This is a genomic window from Gilliamella sp. B3367 (assembly GCF_026536825.1).
GTDB lineage: Bacteria > Pseudomonadota > Gammaproteobacteria > Enterobacterales > Orbaceae > Gilliamella > Gilliamella apicola_E.
The window spans coordinates 16721-36708 of sequence record NZ_JAFNNJ010000004.1; the positions used below are offsets into that span (position 1 = coordinate 16721).

The following is a 19988-nucleotide window of genomic DNA, read 5'->3' on the forward strand; positions in this document are numbered from 1 at the left end:
TTTTATTAGCAATAATAGATAGGACATTAATTCGTCATGCAAGAACAATATCGCCCAGATGAAATTGAAGCCAAAGTACAAAAACATTGGCAAGAAGAGAAAACTTTCCACGTTACTGAAGATCCATCTAAAGAGAAGTATTACTGTTTGTCAATGCTTCCTTATCCTTCAGGTCGTTTGCATCTTGGTCATGTCCGTAATTATACAATCGGTGATACGATCTCACGTTATCAACGCTTAAACGGCAAGAATGTTTTACAGCCAATCGGTTGGGATGCATTTGGTTTGCCAGCAGAAGGCGCAGCCGTTAAAAATAATACAGCACCAGCTAAATGGACTTATGAAAATATTGCTTATATGAAGAAGCAGTTGCAATTACTTGGTTTTGGTTATGATTGGGACCGTGAGGTTACTACTTGTCGTCCTGAGTATTACAAATGGGAGCAATGGTTTTTTACTAAATTATTTGAGAAAGGTTTAGTTTATAAAAAGACTTCAGCTGTTAACTGGTGCCCTAACGATCAAACTGTTCTAGCTAATGAGCAAGTAGTTGAAGGTTGTTGTTGGCGTTGTAATACTCCGGTTGAGCGTAAAGAGATTCCACAATGGTTTATTAAAATCACTGATTATGCCGATGAATTATTGAATGATTTAGATACTCTTGAGAGTTGGCCAGAACAAGTTAAGACCATGCAACGTAACTGGATTGGTCGTTCTGAAGGGGTGGAATTTGACTTTGCTGTTGAAAATTATAACGATAAGTTACGTGTTTATACTACTCGCCCGGATACGTTAATGGGTGTGAGTTTTGTATCTGTGGCGGCTGAGCATCCTCTTGCTCAATTAGCTGCGCAAAACAATCCTAAAATTGCTGAGTTTATTGCTGAATGTAAAACCACGAAAACCGCTGAAGCTGATATGGCTACAATGGAAAAGAAAGGTATGGCGACTGGATTTTTTGCCATCCATCCATTAACCGGTAATAAGGTTCCAGTTTGGATCGCTAATTTTGTATTAATTGAATATGGTACTGGTGCTGTGATGGCTGTACCGGGTCACGATGAACGCGATTATGAATTTGCATCAAAATATAATTTACCAATTAAAGCAGTTATCTTGAATCAAGATGGGCAAGCTCCTGACCTTTCTGAACAAGCTTATACTGAGCACGGTAAATTATTTAATTCAGGTGAGTTTGATGGTCTTGATTTTGATCAAGCTTTCAATGCTATCGCCGATAAACTTATTGCGTTAGGTATTGGTAACCGTAAAGTGAATTATCGTTTACGCGATTGGGGTGTTTCTCGCCAACGTTATTGGGGAGCGCCGATTCCAATGGTGACGCTTGAAGATGGTACAACGATCCCAACACCTGAAGATCAACTTCCCGTCATTTTACCTGAAAATGTTGAAATGAATGGGATAACCAGTCCTATTAAAGCCGATCCCGAGTGGGCAAAAACAACTGTTAATGGTCAACCAGCCCTTCGAGAAACAGATACTTTTGATACCTTTATGGAGTCATCTTGGTATTATGCTCGCTATACTTGCCCACATTATGACAAAGGTATGTTAGATGAAAACGCAGCTAATTATTGGTTACCTGTTGATCAGTATGTTGGTGGTATCGAACATGCGATTATGCATTTACTTTATTTCCGATTCTTCCATAAATTGATGCGTGATTTCGGTTTGGTTAAATCAGATGAGCCTGCTAAACGTTTACTTTGCCAAGGTATGGTTTTAGCTGATGCTTTTTATTATACCAGCCCAACTAACGAGCGTATTTGGGTTTCACCAACCGAGGTGACCATTGAACGTGATGATAAAGGCCGTATTGCTAAAGCAATAGATAGTAAAGGCAATGAACTTGTTCATGCTGGTATGACTAAGATGTCAAAATCGAAAAACAACGGTATTGATCCTCAAGAGATGGTAGAAAAATACGGAGCTGATACTGTTCGTTTATTTATGATGTTCGCATCCCCAGCTGATATGACGCTTGAATGGCAAGAATCCGGTGTTGAGGGGGCTAATCGATTTATTAAACGTGTTTGGCGTTTAGTTTTTGAGCATTCTCAACTTGGTAAAACTGCTGCGCTCGATATCGCTAAATTGAATGCTGATCAGAAAGCTTTACGTCGTGAATTACATAAAACAATTGCTAAAGTGAGTGATGATATTGGTCGTCGTCAAACTTTCAATACAGCTATTGCTGCGGTGATGGAGTTTATGAATCGCTTACAAAAAGCACCACAAGACACTGATCAAGATCGCGCATTGATGGATGAGTCTTTAAATGCAGTAGTTCGATTACTTTATCCTATGATGCCACACGCTTGTTTTGTTATGTGGCAAGCATTAGGTCATAGTGAAACAATTGATAATGCTTCATGGCCAGTTGCTGATGAGTCAGCTATGGTTGAAGACGAAAAATTAATTGTTGTGCAAATCAATGGTAAAGTGCGTGGTAAATTCACTGTACCTGCTGATGCTCAGCAAGATTATGTTGTAGAGCAAGCTAAACAAGAGCCAAATATTGAAAAATACTTAGCTGATGCCACAATTCGCAAAGTGATTTATGTACCAGGTAAATTATTGAATCTGGTTGTAAGTTAATATTGTTGGATAACTTGGATATAGGTGGTAATACCAATGAAAAAATATTTAGCTTTACTGATGTTATTGGCGATATCGCTAACGGGATGTGGATTTCATTTGCAGTATGAAACTGAAGTCCCTGCTCGATTTAAAACGCTTTCATATGTTAGTGGTGATCCTTATGGTCGTTTATCGAGAAATATTAAAGAGTTGCTACGCGATAATAAAGTAACTTTGGCTAATATTAATGATCCGGCCAATTACCCATCACTCAGAATAGTGGGTGATTCATTGAGTAAAAGCACCATATCCATTTATCAAGATGGTAAAGCAGCAGAATATCAATTAGTACTAACGATTCAAGCTCAAGTAGTAATTGCGGGTGAACAAATTCATCCAATTAATGTTCGTGTTTTCCGTACGTTCTTTGATAATCCAGCCGCAGCTCTTGCGAAAACAGTCGAGCAAAATCTAATTGAAGACGAAATGTATAAGCAGGCTGCAAAACAGATCATCCGTAAATTAAAATCGGTTGATACCCCTAATTAACGATGAAAAAAATTAGTGCAGAAAAAATCATCCATCAGTTAGGATCACCCTATTATTTAATTTTAGGTAGTGATCCTTACTTGCAACATTATGCGCAAACTGAGTTACGTAAAGCTTTTAAACAAGCTGGATATGACGAGCAACTTTCTTTCACGATAAACGCTCAAACTGATTGGCCGGCAATGTATGACAGTTGTCAGGCAATGAATTTGTTTTCTAATAAAACCTTGCTCTGTTTAGAAATTGGTGAAGGTGTGCTTAATGTTTCAGTTGCTACAAAATTAAATACGTTATGTGAAATGTTAACCCCTGATATCGGGTTGATAATCAGCTTAGTTAAGATTACCAAGACTCAAGAAAATTCAGCATGGTATAAGGCCTTGTCTGATAATTTAGTGGTTGTGAATTGTTCAACGCCAGAAGTAGCACAATTACCATCATGGATAAAAACCTATTTGCAACAAATGCAAATGACAATTGAGCAACCTGGAATTGAATTGCTTAGTTATTATTATGAAGGTAATTTGTTGGCTTTAACGCAAATTATTGAGCAATTAAAGTTACTTTACCCTAATCAGACTATTAATTATGAGCAAGTAGAATCAAATATTAATGATTCAGCAATATTCTCGCCTTATCATTGGGTTGATGCAATGGTTTACAATAAATCTAAGCGGGCAATGCATGTGTTACACCAGCTTAAAATGAATGATTTCGAGCCATTGATATTATTGCGTATTATTCAACGTGAGTTGATTTTGTTGATCAATTTAAAATTGGCTTTAGCAGAAAAATCCCCGCGCCAAGTTTTTGACGAATATCGAATTTGGCAAAATAAAAGAAAGATGTATAGTGATTATTTAAGTCGATTCGATATCAAGCATCTATTTGCTCTATTGGCCACTTTAACTGAAATCGAGATTAGCTTAAAACATAATAATGATTTACCTATTTGGGATGCTCTGTTGAATTTAACTATGCAGTTTATGGGATTAGATAATTGTTAACGGCACTCTTTGGTGGCACCTTTGATCCAATCCATTATGGGCATTTGCGCCCTGCTTTAGCCTTAGCCAAAGAGGTTGGATTGAATAATATTAGTTTATTGCCAAATCGAATTCCTGCTCATAAACCACAGCCAGAAGCCACAACAGAACAACGTTTAGCTATGTTAAAATTAGCTATATCTGATTATTCGCTTTTTTCCATCGATACACGAGAATTAGAACCACAGCTAATCAATCAACCCTCTTTTACTGTTGATACGCTTAGGGCATGGCGTGAACAAAATGGTACCCTATCAGGCTTGGCTTTTATTATAGGGCAAGACTCTTTGCTTAATTTACCCACTTGGAAAGAGTGGCAAAAGTTGCTCGATTATTGTCATTTGCTTATTTGTAAAAGGCCAGGTTATCCCCAAACCACCGATGATAGCAATTTGCAAGCATGGATTAATCAACATCAAACAAAAGATAGCCAAGCGTTACATCATTATCCAAATGGTTATATCTATTTTGCTAATACACCACTTGAATCGATTTCAGCGACAGAAATAAGGCTAAATATCGATAATCAACAATGCTGTGAAAAGTTGTTACCGAGCAAAGTTTGGCACTACATACATGAACATGGAATTTATAATTCAAAGAAATGTTAGAAATGACTTTACATCTGTGAGTTTTTTCGGCATTATTTTGCCGCTATATTTAGATAATCTGATTATAGCTGTTCTGTGTCTATACTCATATTCAATGAATTTGCACACACCAAAAATTGGTGTTTTAGTTGATAAATTCGCTTTTCTAATTAAACATAAAGAAAATCGGAATATTGATTTGAGTATATTTAATTTGTATTTAATTTTAAGAGGCCCCAATGGCAAAAGAAGATAACATTGAAATGCAAGGTACTATTCTTGATACTCTTCCGAATACGATGTTCCGAGTTGAACTTGAAAACGGTCATGTTGTTACTGCACATATTTCTGGAAAGATGAGAAAGAACTATATTCGTATTCTTACTGGCGATAAAGTAACTGTTGAAATGACACCTTACGATCTTTCAAAAGCACGTATCATATTCCGTAGTCGCTAATATCGTTATCGCACTTGTTGTTTTTGTATTATTAACCAGTTTATTGGTTATTTTCTCTTTCTTAATACAATTCCGTCGACAGATGTCGACGGAAGTGCAATCTAATCTAGATGTGAATTGATTAGTCCATTTGAGAAAAATCCATCTGATCGTATTTTATCCATTTTGTCTTTTTAACAATCTTATAACCAAAATAAATTGAAAGAAATAATGGGATACCTATATAAGTTGCAATAACGCCATTCCAATCAATGGTATCTTGTAAAAATGCTTCATAATTTTGACCGAGTGTAATAATCAAACAAAGCACAAAAGCAAAAATAGGACCAAATGGGAAACAACTTGATCGGTAAGGTAATTTATTGAGATCTCGTCCTTGTGTGAGGTAACCTATTCTAAAACGATAGTGGCTAATTGCAATACCAAGCCATGCAATAAATCCTGTCATACCTGACATATTTAGTAGCCATAAATAGACCTCTTGATCTTTGTATAATGACGTTAAGAAACAGAGCATAGCCACTAATGTAGTTGCGAATAACGCCATATCAGGCACGCCTGTTGAAGATAATCGACTGAAAATCTTAGGCGCTTTACCTTCTTTTGCTAATGCATATAACATACGTGTTGAAGCATATAAGCCAGAGTTACCAGCAGAAAGAACCGATGTTAAAATTACCGCATTCATGATAGCTGCTGCGGATAATAATCCTGCATGTTGGAAAACTAAGGTAAATGGACTAACGCTGATATCTGTTTCATCATTACGAAGTAAGTTAGGATCAGTGTATGGAATAATTAAACTAATTACTAAGATGGCAAAGATATAAAATAGCAGTATTCGCCAAAAAACTTGTTTCATTGCTTTTGGTATATTTTTTTCTGGATCTTTAGATTCTCCCGCCGCAATACCAATTAGCTCAGTACCTTGGAATGAGAATCCAACAACCATCGCCACACCGATCATTGATGAGAATCCGCCGACAAATGGTGCACCCTCTATTTTCCAATTTTGCCAACCAGCATTTTCAGCACCTTTTAAAATGCCAATTATCATTAATAAGCCAACAACAATAAATAAAATAACGGTGACCACTTTGATTAATGAAAACCAAAATTCTGCTTCACCAAATCCTTTTACAGAAATATAGTTTAAGCAAAAAATAATGCTTAGGAACAATAGGCTCCATAACCAACTATAGGCACCAGCATCGAACCAATAGGAAATAACTAATTGTGCCGCAACTAAGTCAACAGCAACAGTAATTGCCCAGTTATACCAATAGTTCCAACCAATGGCAAAACCAAATGCTTCATCTACATAACGAGCTCCATAAGTTGCAAAGGTTCCCGAAACGGGAAGATAAGCAGCTAGCTCTCCAAGGCTAGTCATTAAAAAATAAACCATTATGCCGATAATAGCATAAGATACTAATGCGCCTCCTGGACCTGCTTGTGCAACTGTTGCACCAGAAGCGACAAATAGCCCAGTACCAATTGAACCACCAATAGCGATCATTGCTAAATGGCGAGCTTTCAAATCACGCTTTAATTTTTTCGTCATATCAATTTTCTTCTTGTTAATTAAACTTACTAATTATTTTAACTACACTTAATATGATGTAGCTTAGTAACTGATTTAAGCTAATTTATTTAAATATTTATCATTAGCTAATTAAAGTGCGTGAAGTGTATCAAAAAAATTTATGTGCGAGATAAATAATTCTAATAATACAGCCGATATGTTAAATATTAGCAATACTTAGTTGCTAGTAAGCTGTTCTAATTGAGTTAAATAATCTAATGCCTGGTTACGATTTGTTCCACACATTTCATAACATGGTCTTAGGTGACTACAAACTTGGGGTCTGGTTGATTGGCCAAATAATTTGCATAATAAATTTTCATCCAAATGGATACATGCAACACCTGCTGGTTTTCCCTTAGGCATACCAGGCATAGCAGTTGAGATCGACGGTGCAATACAACATGCCCCACAGTTTCTTCGACATTGGAATGATTCAGTCATGAGATTAGATAAGATTGTTTTATAAATTTTATTGGTGACAATAGCAAGTTAAGGGTAAAATAGCGAGCTAATTTTTAACTCTATTTAATATGAAGAATCTATTATGGCTAAAGCTAATGAAATTAAACGTGGTGATGCTGTCACCTATAACGGTAAGTTGTTACTTGTAAAAGAAATTGATGTACAAAGCCCTAGTGCTCGTGGTGCAAGTACACTTTATAAAATGCGTTTTACCGATGTTAAATCTGGAGGTAAAGTTGAAGAACGTTTTAAGGGTGATGATGTTTTAGACACTATCGAACTATTTCGACGTCCTGTAAGCTTTTCTTATATTGATGGGGATGAATATGTATTCATGGATAATGAAGACTATACTCCGTTTATTTTTAAGAAAGATCAAATTGAAGAAGAACTTCTTTTTATCCCAGAAGGCGGTATGGATGGAATTCAAGTTTTGATGGCTGAAAATGAAGTTGTCGCTCTAGAATTACCACAAACAGTTGAACTTGAAATTATTGAAACCTCGCCAAGTATAAAAGGTGCTTCGGCAAGCGCACGTACTAAACCTGCAACATTGTCTACTGGCCTTGTTATTCAAGTACCTGAATATATTGATAACCACGAAAAAGTTAAAATTCATATTGCTGAACGCCGATATATGAGCCGAGCGGAATAATCTATTAAATCGTGATGAATACATACAATCAAAATAAATTACATAAACGATTGCGTCGCCTAACAGGCGAAGCAATCGCTGATTTCAATATGATTGAAGAAGGCGATCGTATAATGGTCTGTCTATCTGGCGGTAAAGATAGTTATACATTGCTAGACATTTTAATTAATTTAAAAATCAGTGCACCAGTGCAATTTGAATTAGTTGCAGTCAATTTAGATCAAAAGCAGCCAGGATTTCCTGAACATGTTTTACCTAAGTACCTCGAATCTTTAGGTATTGAGTATAAAATTGTTCAAGAAAATACCTATGGTATTGTTAAAGAAAAGATCCCTGAAGGCAAGACCACGTGTTCACTCTGCTCTAGGCTTCGACGAGGTATTTTATATCGCACAGCAACTGAGCTCGGTGCGACAAAAATTGCGCTTGGGCATCATCGTGATGATATTTTGGAAACATTATTTTTAAATATGTTTTATGGCGGAAAACTTAAAGCGATGCCTCCAAAATTAATGAATGATTCAGGTGAACATATTATTATTCGACCGCTTGCGTACTGCAAAGAAAAGGATATTGCAAAATATGCTGAAATTAAGCAATTCCCTATCATTCCATGTAATCTTTGTGGTTCACAACCTAATTTACAACGTCAAGTGATCAAAGAGATGTTAAATGATTGGGATAAGAAGTTTCCTGGTCGTATAGAAACTATGTTCAGAGCCACGCAGAATATTACCCTTTCTCATTTATGTGATACCAATTTATATGATTTCAAAGGTATTAAGAAAGGTGATATTGATGTTAATGGTGGTGATTTGGCATTTGATCATGAAGAGTTACCAGCTATGGTCGGATTTGATACATCGGAACTAGATGATAAAAATCTGATTCTTTGGAAAGAAGCCAACTAAAAAAACCCTTCAATTTAATTTCTTTTTTTATCGGCGATAATCTATATCGTCGATAATCCTTTCTGATATTAAAACAATAATCGATTGTATATAAACTTTGATCTAGCTCACGAATTGACAAAAAAAAATCCATTTTTATTGTGGTTCTAATGACATTAAAATAAAATTGAAACGTTCCAATTTTCATAAAATAACGATATATGAAAAATAAATAAACATAGGAGAACAATGTGAAAATACATTTTTTGGGTACTGCTGCATCAGAAGGTATCCCAAATCCTTTTTGTAAATGTCAGATTTGTGAAAAATCTCGTATTCAAAAAGGTAAAAATATAAGAACTCGAAGTTCGATTCTTATTGATGATATTGTGCAAATCGATTTTGCTCCGGAATATAGCTATCAAGCAATGAGAGAAAACATTGATGTTACTAAAATAAAGGACTTATTATTTACTCATACTCATCCTGACCATTTTAATGTGGGCGATCTATTTAGCCGTATGGTGGATTATGGTTTTAATATCGACCACCCTCTTTACGTTTATGGAAATGATATTGCCATAAATGGTTGTTTGAATGTAGTACCTGGTTATAGTCCTGAACGTTTTGTATTTAATTTATTAGTTCCATTTCAAACTGTTGTAACCTCAGCTGGTTATACCGTTACAGCTTTGTTAGCTAATCATGCTAAATGGGAATTTTGCTTTATTTACTTGATTGAGAAAGATGGAAAAACGTTTCTACACGGACATGACTCTGGCTATTTTCCTGAACTCACTTGGCAATGGTTAAAAGATAGTGGCAAAAAAATTGATATGGCTATTTTTGAGTGTACTTACGGATATAAACAAAATGATAAGACCAATAATCATATGAGTATTGAAACTGTTATCGCTACTCAAAAGCGCATGTTGGATGATGGTATTTTTAGTTCAAACACTCAACTTATCACGTCTCACCACTCTCATAGCAGTGGTTTTATGCATGATGAATTAGTTGAAATATTCAAACCTTACAATATTGAAGTAGCCTATGATGGCTTGACGAAGACGATTTAATACGGAGCTTTATATGTTTAAAATACCACGTTTATTGGTAATGATGTTTTTACAATATTTTGTGCAAGGTGCATGGAATATGGTTATTGGGGCAGTACTTGCTGCTTATGGATTGAAAGAAATTGTTGGTTCGACTTATTCAGTTTTAGGAATCGCAACTATTATCTCTCCACTTTTCATTGGAATGATCGCTGATAGGTTCATTGCATCACAAAAAGTGATGGGCATATTACATATTCTCAATGCAGTTGTTTTATTTATCATTCCTAATTTTGTTGAAAGTGGCAATATTGCTGGCTTTTTAATCATGATTTTTATCGTTGGTTTATTATTTTATCCAACAACAGCATTAGCTAATAGCGTTAGTTTTAGGCATATAGATGGTGTGCGCTGGTTCCCAATTATTCGTGTATTTGGCACCATTGGTTTTATGATTGTAGGATTAATTCTTGGTTATACTGGTTTTTCTAGCTCCATTAACTCATTTTTACTTGCTTCTGGTGCATCTGTGGTTTATGGGATTTATTGTTTTACTTTACCTAACACACCACCTACAAGTCGAAATAAGAAATTCTCAATCCGTGATGCAATGTGTTTAGATGCATTATCACTTTTCAAAGATAAGTATTTCACTATTTTTATGCTGTCTACTTTTGTCCTAATGATAACTAAAACTGCATATAGTGCTTATTTACCAGTATATTTACCTGTATTAGATTTAGAGCCTGCTTCAATGATGCAAATTGCTATCGCTACAGAAGTGTTATTTATGTTCCTTCTATCTTTCTTATTAGGTCGTTTTGGTTTCAAAAAAATTATTTTATTCGGCGCAATTTGTTGGGTAATTCGTAGCATGATGTTATCACTGGCCGCAACATCAGAAAATAATATGTTCTTCTATATTATTGGTACGCTATTGTTACAAGGTATTTGTTGGGACTTCTTCTTTACTGCTGGTGATATCTATGTTGATAAGAAAGCAGGTCCAGAAATTAAAGCGCAAGCTCAAGGGTTACGTTTTATTGTTTCTAATGGCTTTGGTGTATTTATGGCTGCGTCAGTATGTGGCTTTATCAATAACCGCGTTGTTACAGAGAAGACATTACCTAATGCTGGTCCACAATGGCAAGAGTTCTGGATCTATCCTGCGGTAGTTGCTGTAATTGTTGCTGTAGGTTTCTGGTATTTCTTTAAAGATAAAGATGTCATCATGGCACCTAAAAAAGTAGAATCAGATTAATTTCTTACTCTTACTTTAATATGGCTAATAATTATTTATTAGCCATACTTTTTTCTATCTCACTATTAATCATCTCTATGACTTGTTTTGAACTATATTGGTTAGTTATCCACTGTGTCAAATACTTTCCAATAATATTTTCAATCAGTCTTAAATTAATAGCACTACCTGTCATGCTATTTTCTCGAATGCCATTGGCATATTGTTGTTGCGCCACTGGTAACCATGGATAACTATTTATAATTCGATGATTTTGGAAAATAGTATTTTGGGCGGTTGCTCCACCAAGTAATGCTATTTGTTCGCTGATTTCGTTGGAGTAAAGCCAATTAAAAAAGGTTTTTACTTGTTCATTTTTTTGACTATATTTTGACATACCAAGGGAACCTCCACCAAATAGTGATTTTTTTCCCGGTACTTTAGCGTATCCAACCAAAGGCAATATATTACGATGATTAATATAGCCAAATAAATTCATATAAACAATTAACATAGCTAGCTTGCCTTGTTCAAATAAATTTACTGATTCTTGCCACCAAGCTGATTGTATATTTTTGGCAACGCTAATGTATGATTGCAAATGATTTAAAGTAGTTCTAGCAATTGTGGTATTTAAACCAAATTTATTGCCATTAATTAGTTTTCCTCCTTGAGAATAATAGCGAACTAAAAATTCAGATGCGATAAGTTCATAATTACCGAGCGTAATACAACTACCGAACTCTACTGGGGATTCCGTATTTTGCTGTTGATTAAAAAAGGTCGCAATTTGATCGAACTCTTTGAAGTTTTTAGGGACATTAAGATGTTGTCGATATGCTTCAAAATAAGCACGCTTAATTAATGGATCATTAAATAAGTCTTTGCGATAAAAGAGCATTTGAACACTAGGATCAAAAGGAATAGCATAAGCAGAATTATCTACATAGCTAAAGCGTTCTACAATTTCTTGTGGATATTTTGCAAACAGTTGATTCAAGTTAATATCTAATTCTGATAAAGGTTTGAATATCGATGGTGCAAACCAAGGTAATCCAGCCATATCAATTCGTATAATATCAATTTGCTGATGTTGTTCAAATTGATTAAGAATATGATATATTTCGTCGAAAGGTTTTATAATTAAATTTACATCAATACCGCTCGTCTTTTGGAAATGTGGTAATAGTTTTTTTACCGCCTGCGTTGATGGGCTGGGTAAGATTAAAAAGTTAATAGTTTCTGAAGATTTAGTTAAGTTTTCTGAATTCAAATCAGGCAATAATGAAAAACCTTTATTATCAAGATTGGTTGTGTTTTTGCCTTCTACTAGTTTGATAATTTGTTCACTTAATATGCCATAGTTCATATGGTATTGATAAATGTTATCTTCATAAAAAAAACTGTTATTGGTTAATGTATAAATGGGTGGGCAAGATTTTAAACTTCCAAAATAATTAGCATTACGAATAAAATGTGCTCGCTCCATATCCATGGTAATTAGCGCATCATAATTAACCTGTTCATCTTCAAAAAAACTAAAAGCTAAATTGTAGGTACCATTAGAAGGTTTAGATGCAATACTATTCAATGTCACATCATAATGATGCTTTTTGAACGTGCTAAGTAAACCTTTTTTGAAGTTTTTAGTATGAGTATGATGCTCTGAATTACTAAATAAGCCAATTCTTCGATACGTTTTTTTGATTAATTCATTAGCAATATCTCGTCCAGCTTTCTCATAATCAAGAGATATGAATTGCAATGCTGAGATAGGCTTTCGATAGACAAAGATAATTTTTTCTTTTGGTAATTTAATTTTTTGGTAATAGGAGTTAGCATCTGATAATGAACTAACAACGATAACTGCATGATCACGTTTTACAGCTACCTTTTGGATTAATTGTAATTCCAGTTCTTTAGAGTCATAAGTTAAATAAAGCGAAAGCTCATAACCAAGTCGGTTGGCTTGACTAAACAGGCCATCATATAAATTAGTATATTGTTCGGAAGTGATATTTGGTAGTATAACTGAAATAGACTTATTTGAACCTTCTTTTAAAATTTTGGCAGATAAATTGATTTGATAACCTAATTGTTGAATCGCTTGTTCAACTAATTTGATTTTTTTTAAACTGACATTACCACGATCATTGAGTACATTTGAGACAGTACCATGAGATACACCAGCAAGTTTTGCTATGTCTTTGATCGTCGCCATTTGGTATTACACTCCATAAATTTTCACTTCAATCAAACCAACTTTATTAAACAATTATAAGTATATTAGAACTAATTAGTCTTTAAGCCATTTTAGCCAGCTTTGATTCACGATCTCTTTTTCTAATTTGAAACATGAGTCATCAACAATGCTCGGTAAGAGTTGCAACGATAATTGATGGATTTCATTTCGCATATCAATATAAGCTTTAGTGAGTTGCTGGGCTTCTAGGTTATCCATAATTTGATAGTTAGCTGCAAGCTCCAAGATCCGTACGTTGTCACTCCATGTGGTCATTTTAGGATATTGATGTGCATAGTTTAGTACTAGATATTGTGATAAGAATTCAATATCACCAATACCACCTGCATCTATTTTTAAATTAAATTGATGTGGCGCTGTTGTGCCTAAATGTGCCCGCATCTTTTCACGCATCTCTCGAACTTCAGTTTTTAATACTCTTTCTTCACGGTTTTTACATAAAACAGTATGCCTAATTTCGTTAAAGCGTTTAATAAGTTCAATCTCACCATAAACGGCTCTTGCTCTAACTAATGCTTGATGTTCCCAAGTCCATGCCTCATTCATTTGGTAGTCATAAAATGCACTCAAACTACAAGCTAATAGTCCTGCATCCCCTTGTGGACGTAAGCGAACATCAACTTCATAAAGAATACCAAAGCTAGTACGTACATTGAATAAATGAATTATTCGTTGTACCAGTCGTAAATAAAACTGGCGGCTATCAATTTGTTTATCACCATCGGTTATACTATCAACAGGGCAGTCATGAAGAAATACGAGATCTAAATCTGATCCATATCCTAATTCCCAACCACCTAATTTACCATAAGCAATAATAACTAACCCTTTTTTATTATCGGTTAAATGTGCCGGCTTTCCATAACGAGCAATCATCTGATTCCACGCCATTTGAACAACAAAATCGAGAAGCGATTCTGCAACATATGTTAAATGATCACTTACTTTCATGGTATTTAATACATGTTCAACATCAGCAGCGGCTATATGTAGGAGTTGCATTTGTTTGAATTGTCTTAATGCCTCAAGTTGTTGTTCTTCATCATCAACCTGAATTCGAAGTAAGTATTGATAAAGTTCACTTTTATATTCATTAGGGGCAACAGTTTGATAAAGTGAGTGAATATCAATAAGCTCATCTAATAAGATTGGATAATGTGCAAGTTGCTCACTAATCATTGGTGAGGCACTACATAATCGAATTAGTTGTTTTAATGCCGTTGGGTATTCAAGCAGTAACTCTAAATAAGTTGTTCGGCTAACAATATTGACTAGTAACGGTAAAATTCGTGATAGTATTATTAATGCATGCTTATCATTACAAATTAATTCTAATAATTTTGGCATTAGCTGATCGAGGATTTCACGCCCTCTAACACCAATGGTCCGTTTACTGATATCATCACGAAATTGACAAAGCATTTGATAAAGCTGTTTGGCATCATCAGGTGAATAGTTCAATAGTACTGAAGTAACATCACTTAATTGTAAATCAGGCACCCAAAGGTCATTATAGTGATCGTTGTTCGTATTTTGTGTTGATTCAGTTGATTCATCACCAATAAGTTGATTAAATATTTGCCGAGTAAATTGCATTCTTTTAGTAAGTTCAGATACAAATTCATTCCAGCTTCTAAAATTCATGCCTATTGCTATACGTATTTGGTCTAATTCATCTTCTGGTAGTGTTTGTGTTTGTTCATCATGTATAGCCTGTAATAGGTTCTCACAACGACGTAGGAAGAAGTAATTTTCACGTAGAGCATCTACTTCATTAGCATTAAGTAGGGATTCTTGTTCTATCACTTGTAAAGCAGTCAACAAGGAACGTGTTTGTAGGCCAATCACACGTCCACCACGTATAAGTTGAAATACTTGTACGATGAATTCTATTTCTCGAATACCACCTGCACCAAGTTTAATATTGTTGGTTAGACCTCGACGACGAACTTCACGTTCAATCATGCCTTTCATGTTTCGCAATGATTGTAAGACACTAAAATCAATATAACGGCGGTATACAAATGGTTTTAACATTTGGTAAAGATCTTTAGTGTAAGAATCTTGTTGATCACCGAGTATTTTCGCTTTTACCATGGCGTAACGTTCCCAGTCTCTTCCTTGCTCTTGGTAGTAGTCTTCCATCGCTGAAAAACTTAAAACAAGTGGACCGCCATCACCTAGAGGACGTAAACGCATGTCAACTCGGTAGACAAAACCATCTTCAGTAATTTGATCTAAAGCTTTTATTAAACGCTGCCCTAAACGTGTGAAAAAGACCGCGTTATCTAATTCGCGACGACCACCTTGTGTTTGCCCATGTTCAGGATAAGTAAAAATAAGGTCAATATCAGATGAAAAGTTAAGTTCTCCTCCACCTAGTTTCCCCATGCCTAGGATAAGTAAAGGTTGCGCCTCTCCTTGCATATTACAAGGGGTTCCCCACTCTTTACAACTAAGATCATAAAGCCAATCTCGTGCAGTGACAATAATCACCTCAGCTAGCTCAGTAAGTTGTAATAAAATTTGTTCATCGCTACTTGTTTGCGTTAATTGTGACCATTCAAGCCTTACTAAAATATAGCGCCTAAATAATCTCAAAACTTTCATTAATGCCAATTCATCAAATGTCGATGCTAACTTTTCATTTAACCATTGTTGATAGTAACTTCTTTCATCAGCTTGAGGAGGATTATTAATAATGTCTGTCAACCAATCTGGAAACCGATAAAAAGCATCAACAATAAAATCACTTTGTACCAAAATATCAAGATTATTTTGTACTGCAATTGAATCACATTGTGATAATTGCGAAGTGATTTTCTGTTTTTGCTCTGCAATTAATGGTGAAACTAGCGATATAGGCTGAGACATAATAAGCACTCACTTAAACTTGTTGATAAAATCACCTAATTAACTATTATAAATGACTTTTTAACTTCACATATCTTTTTATTAAACAAATTGTAAAAAAGAATATTGATATCATTTCAATAGTTGGTTAGCTGATAATTAATGAAAACGATTTGAAAGACGAGTTGAGACTTGTTTATTGAATAAAGTGACTACGCAGGGTAGTCACTTTAAGTTAATGTCTATTTTTTAAATTAATAGATAGTCTCTAATTATTAGAAACTATAACGGTAACCTAAGTTAACTTGTTTTTGGTCAAATTTATTACCGAATGAATAAACAACATCTGTATAGATATGGTGTTGTTTGTTAAACTGTACATCTACACCAATACCGTTATCCCACCAATTGCCACCGAAATCATATTTTTCTTTTGCAACATGGTTAAAGACATAAGATGTTTCACCATCAAACTCTTTCACATAACCAGTTTTTAGGTATACATCAACTATATTATCATCTTGGGTAAAGCTGTTGCCTAGGACAATACTTGCTCTACCGAGTAATGAATTATAACTGTCCAATTTAGTTCTTAATCCATTGGTTGCATTGATGACTGCACTTCCTTGATGAGAATAAGTTAATTGAGCTTGAGGTTCAAAATACCAACCTTGATTTGGTAATGAATTGAAATAGAATCGTTGACCTAGTTCAGTCCCTATTGAAAAACCATTAGTATTACCATCACCTTTTACGAAATAACCCCCACCGGTACGAGTATTAAATTTATTCGACATTCTCATATATTTAATTAAACCGTCGATATAAAACCCTGATTGGTTTAGGTATGTGCCGTAAAGTGCTGCATAGTAGCCTTTAGTGTTTCCATCACCTACATGATGATCTATATTTCCTCGGCTTAAACCACCCATGATACCATAATAGATATCACCATTTGTATTTTCAACTTTTCGATCCACACCAAGTTGTAAGCCATAATAATCCATATCAAAATTCGATAAACGTTTATCGTTGAATGAACTTAATTTACCACCATAAATACGACCCCAAGCATCACCATCAGATGTTTCGCCTTGACGAAGTTTACCCATTCTTTGCATTAAAGTTTGTGTTTCAATGTAACTAATCAAGTAACTGGAGTTTAGAATATTTGCCGCATTTTGAGCTGTATTGGTTAAATTAGGCTTAGTTGGATTTACTGTTTTCTTTTGAGCTGATAATACCCAATCTTCTGAACCACTATTACGTTCATCAGTAACTTTAGTTAGAGTATTAAATTGGTATGCACCAATATCAACTGATGGTGAAGTCAAATTAAAATTAGCACCACCACCTTCAGTTTCAACTAAAGTAAATTTTTCATTACCTGTAACTGTTGCTGAACCATTATTGTCATCTCTAATTGAGATATTGTGATTACCAGTTGCTTGTGAAGAGCCAGTAATTTTAAGTAAATCATTAGCAAAACCACTACCGATGGAAGTGCGCAATTCAAATAGCCCATTTCCAGATAATGAATTTGCCTTTAAAATCATGTTATTTGAACCATCAAGAATCGTATTTGATGTTGCATAATCATGACCAAAACTTACTTTGGCATAATTAGTTAACGTAAGGGAATCAACAGATGAGCTATTGGTCATATTCCATCGGCTTTGACTACCATCTATCTTGACATTGATAGTACCTTTATTCGCAGATGAAGATGTATTATCAATTGAAGTTAATAATGTCGAGCCATCAGTTAAATCAAGATTAATCTGTCCTGAACTGGCTGCATAAATATCACCCTTAATATTCGATTTACCATTAACAGTTATTTCACCAGCAGTCGACTGTATTGCGTTATAATTGTTATAACTAGTTGAAACAATGTTATTAACATTTGAGCCACTATTAATGAATAATTTTCCTGCTTTTTGGTCCATGTAGACAGCGGTTCCATTAGCCGTTGTTACATCTAATCCATTATTAAATTTAATAACACTGTCTGCATTTGGGTTAGCACCAGCATATTCCTGGAACGCAACACCAGTCGAATTATTGCCACTCATATTAATCGTTACTTTTTCGTTAAAGTTTAGATTTATACCAAGTGAATCTGGTGCGTTATTCAGTAAGGATAAAATACCATAACTACCATTTCCTACTGACTGTATGTTAACTTCACCATTGAAGTTGCCTTCAGTTTTTGATGAATTTGAACCGTTATAAGCTCGAATTCCAATGAAACTGCCATTTGATGTACCGGTCCCTATTATAGTTACCTTTTTATCAAAATCAGCTTTCCCCCTATTAGCAAAATAAATACCGGTACCATCTTTAACATTTAGGCGAATGTCACTTAAAGCATTGACTTTCCCATTTGAAAGAACATGGATGTTACTTATTTTATTATAATTACCTGTTGCATTAGTTTGAATTACAAATTCATCCGTTCCGGTATCAATGGTTAAAGTTTTACCATTATATCCTGATTTAATACCGTAATCTTGGTTGCTAGTAATGTTGATATGAGGCGCAGCAACACCTGTTATATTTTGAATAATGATATCATCGGTTGAAGAAACGGCAATACCACTATTAGTATGAGTTCCAATATTAGATGCATCAATAATAGTTAAAGCACTTGCAAGATGAGGTGTAACTAGACAAGTACCTAGTGTTAATTTGATCAAGAGATCAATTTTATTTAAATTACTTTTGAACACATAAACTCCATTTATTTGGTATTTACTAATCATTACATTGATTAACTTAAATCTTAACAAACCTAACAAAAGTTAACTTATTGTTATTATTTATAAAATTTACCTAAAATAACAAAGTATCAAAAAAAATAGTTAATGTCTATATCGGTTATTTAATGATTTAACTAAATGTTCTTTTATTGTCTGACAATAAAAATTGTCGAATATAAATTTCGATAAAGTGTTAGTTTTTTTTACTTTGAAATGAGGAGTTTTTGATTTGAGTTTGAAAGGCATAGATCTTGAGTAAGTTTTCAAGATGATTATGTATTGGAAGCTAATTTATAAATCGCTTTACCAATACATATATACAACTTGTACTATTGTGTGATATTGATTCTATTTTTTTCTGAATAAAATAGCAGTTTGGTCATAATTCTAACCATTATAGAGCTTAGAATAAACACGATTCCTATAATGGTCCATGTATAACACAATGAAAAATTATTGGATAATCTATAATATATTTCTAAATATTCATGAAGAGAAACTGATACCATAATAATTATTGTTACCAATATGCAGTTGAAGATGAATATACTTATCGTACTAAATATAAGCTTTTTTGTGTTTAAAACTTCTGTTACACCTGTAAAACATTTTCTTAACAAAAAATAGCCGATCAAATTAGTAATTAATAAAAATATAGCTAATCCAACTATATTAATAATAATACCTGTGAAACTGAAATGTACACCATCAAACAAAATAATGGGAAAAAACAGGCTGTTAAAATAACAATTATAAAGCGAAATGAATACTCCAAGATGTAACCGCTGACTCTCTGATTGAGTTAATTCGTGATTGTCATGAATAAAATATCTATTCAACAATCTAATACTAAAATAAGTCCATAGTGTTACAAAAATATAAATAGTTATTATCTTAATAAAATTAATAAGCTCATTATGTAGAGAAAAATAACTATCCATGAAAAGGTAATTAATTTTAGATTCAACCCATG

The 19988-nt window shown here is 34.2% G+C and carries 14 protein-coding genes; 9 read left to right on the forward strand and 5 right to left on the reverse strand.

What is annotated here, in order from left to right; translation table 11 throughout:
- The first annotated feature begins 36 nt into the window (after positions 1-36).
- From leuS to infA, 5 genes are all read left to right on the forward strand, one after another.
- Entirely contained in the window at positions 37-2619 is a 2583-nt protein-coding gene (gene leuS / locus J3U23_RS07450; protein ID WP_267337389.1) for a leucine--tRNA ligase, read from the forward strand.
- A gap of 36 nt (positions 2620-2655) precedes the next feature.
- A complete protein-coding gene (gene lptE, locus J3U23_RS07455) occupies positions 2656-3150 on the forward strand; it encodes an LPS assembly lipoprotein LptE (protein ID WP_065562599.1) in 495 nt (164 codons plus the stop codon).
- Between the two features lie 2 nt (positions 3151-3152).
- Entirely contained in the window at positions 3153-4157 is a 1005-nt protein-coding gene (holA, locus tag J3U23_RS07460) for a DNA polymerase III subunit delta (protein ID WP_267331648.1), read from the forward strand.
- Positions 4151-4807, forward strand: coding sequence for a nicotinate-nucleotide adenylyltransferase (gene nadD, locus J3U23_RS07465; protein ID WP_267331649.1), 657 nt, complete (start codon positions 4151-4153; stop codon positions 4805-4807). Before holA ends, nadD begins: the two co-directional genes overlap by 7 nt.
- A 218-nt stretch (positions 4808-5025) precedes the next feature.
- The gene (gene infA / locus J3U23_RS07470) at positions 5026-5244 is read left to right on the forward strand and encodes a translation initiation factor IF-1 (RefSeq protein WP_025315083.1); all 219 of its coding nucleotides are present in this window, start codon (positions 5026-5028) and stop codon (positions 5242-5244) included.
- A 121-nt stretch (positions 5245-5365) separates the two neighbouring features.
- On the opposite strand, the gene J3U23_RS07475 is transcribed toward infA, so the two are convergent.
- Both J3U23_RS07475 and J3U23_RS07480 read right to left on the reverse strand, forming a co-directional pair.
- On the reverse strand, positions 5366-6829 hold the full coding sequence (locus J3U23_RS07475) for an amino acid permease (protein ID WP_267338988.1): 1464 nt from the start codon (positions 6827-6829) through the stop codon (positions 5366-5368).
- Positions 6830-7006: 177 nt separating this feature from the next.
- The gene (locus J3U23_RS07480; RefSeq protein WP_267338919.1) at positions 7007-7273 is read right to left on the reverse strand and encodes a YkgJ family cysteine cluster protein; all 267 of its coding nucleotides are present in this window, start codon (positions 7271-7273) and stop codon (positions 7007-7009) included.
- A 103-nt stretch (positions 7274-7376) separates the two neighbouring features.
- Between J3U23_RS07480 and yeiP the strand changes: the two genes are divergently transcribed.
- The 4 genes from yeiP to J3U23_RS07500 all read left to right on the forward strand — a co-directional run bounded on the left by yeiP (position 7377) and on the right by J3U23_RS07500 (position 11158).
- Positions 7377-7949: an elongation factor P-like protein YeiP gene (yeiP, locus tag J3U23_RS07485; protein ID WP_065562605.1), complete on the forward strand. Its 573-nt coding sequence runs from the start codon at positions 7377-7379 to the stop codon at positions 7947-7949.
- A 14-nt stretch (positions 7950-7963) separates the two neighbouring features.
- Positions 7964-8860, forward strand: coding sequence for a tRNA 2-thiocytidine(32) synthetase TtcA (ttcA, locus tag J3U23_RS07490; protein ID WP_267338989.1), 897 nt, complete (start codon positions 7964-7966; stop codon positions 8858-8860).
- 230 nt (positions 8861-9090) lie between these two features.
- Entirely contained in the window at positions 9091-9918 is an 828-nt protein-coding gene (locus tag J3U23_RS07495; protein ID WP_267338920.1) for an MBL fold metallo-hydrolase, read from the forward strand.
- 13 nt (positions 9919-9931) lie between these two features.
- Positions 9932-11158, forward strand: coding sequence for an MFS transporter (locus J3U23_RS07500; RefSeq protein ID WP_267338921.1), 1227 nt, complete (start codon positions 9932-9934; stop codon positions 11156-11158).
- 31 nt (positions 11159-11189) lie between these two features.
- Here J3U23_RS07500 and J3U23_RS07505 read toward each other — a convergent pair whose 3' ends face one another.
- From J3U23_RS07505 to J3U23_RS07515, 3 genes are all read right to left on the reverse strand, one after another.
- Positions 11190-13358: an extracellular solute-binding protein gene (locus tag J3U23_RS07505; RefSeq protein ID WP_267338922.1), complete on the reverse strand. Its 2169-nt coding sequence runs from the start codon at positions 13356-13358 to the stop codon at positions 11190-11192.
- Between the two features lie 75 nt (positions 13359-13433).
- Complete coding sequence (gene glnE, locus J3U23_RS07510; protein ID WP_267338923.1) at positions 13434-16274, reverse strand: bifunctional [glutamate--ammonia ligase]-adenylyl-L-tyrosine phosphorylase/[glutamate--ammonia-ligase] adenylyltransferase; 2841 nt, start codon at positions 16272-16274, stop codon at positions 13434-13436.
- A 254-nt stretch (positions 16275-16528) separates the two neighbouring features.
- Complete coding sequence (locus J3U23_RS07515; protein WP_267338924.1) at positions 16529-18985, reverse strand: autotransporter outer membrane beta-barrel domain-containing protein; 2457 nt, start codon at positions 18983-18985, stop codon at positions 16529-16531.
- Between the last annotated feature and the right edge of the window lie 1003 nt (positions 18986-19988).

Bases quoted from the DNA above. Each gene is read 5' to 3' on its own strand.
- ttcA (WP_267338989.1), top strand. From the start codon at position 7,964: ATGAATACATACAATCAAAATAAATTACATAAACGATTGCGTCGCCTA.
- J3U23_RS07505 (WP_267338922.1), bottom strand. From the start codon at position 13,358: ATGGCGACGATCAAAGACATAGCAAAACTTGCTGGTGTATCTCATGGT.
- lptE (WP_065562599.1), top strand. From the start codon at position 2,656: ATGAAAAAATATTTAGCTTTACTGATGTTATTGGCGATATCGCTAACG.
- holA (WP_267331648.1), top strand. From the start codon at position 3,153: ATGAAAAAAATTAGTGCAGAAAAAATCATCCATCAGTTAGGATCACCC.
- yeiP (WP_065562605.1), top strand. From the start codon at position 7,377: ATGGCTAAAGCTAATGAAATTAAACGTGGTGATGCTGTCACCTATAAC.
- glnE (WP_267338923.1), bottom strand. From the start codon at position 16,274: ATGTCTCAGCCTATATCGCTAGTTTCACCATTAATTGCAGAGCAAAAA.
- J3U23_RS07480 (WP_267338919.1), bottom strand. From the start codon at position 7,273: ATGACTGAATCATTCCAATGTCGAAGAAACTGTGGGGCATGTTGTATT.
- leuS (WP_267337389.1), top strand. From the start codon at position 37: ATGCAAGAACAATATCGCCCAGATGAAATTGAAGCCAAAGTACAAAAA.
- J3U23_RS07500 (WP_267338921.1), top strand. From the start codon at position 9,932: ATGTTTAAAATACCACGTTTATTGGTAATGATGTTTTTACAATATTTT.
- infA (WP_025315083.1), top strand. From the start codon at position 5,026: ATGGCAAAAGAAGATAACATTGAAATGCAAGGTACTATTCTTGATACT.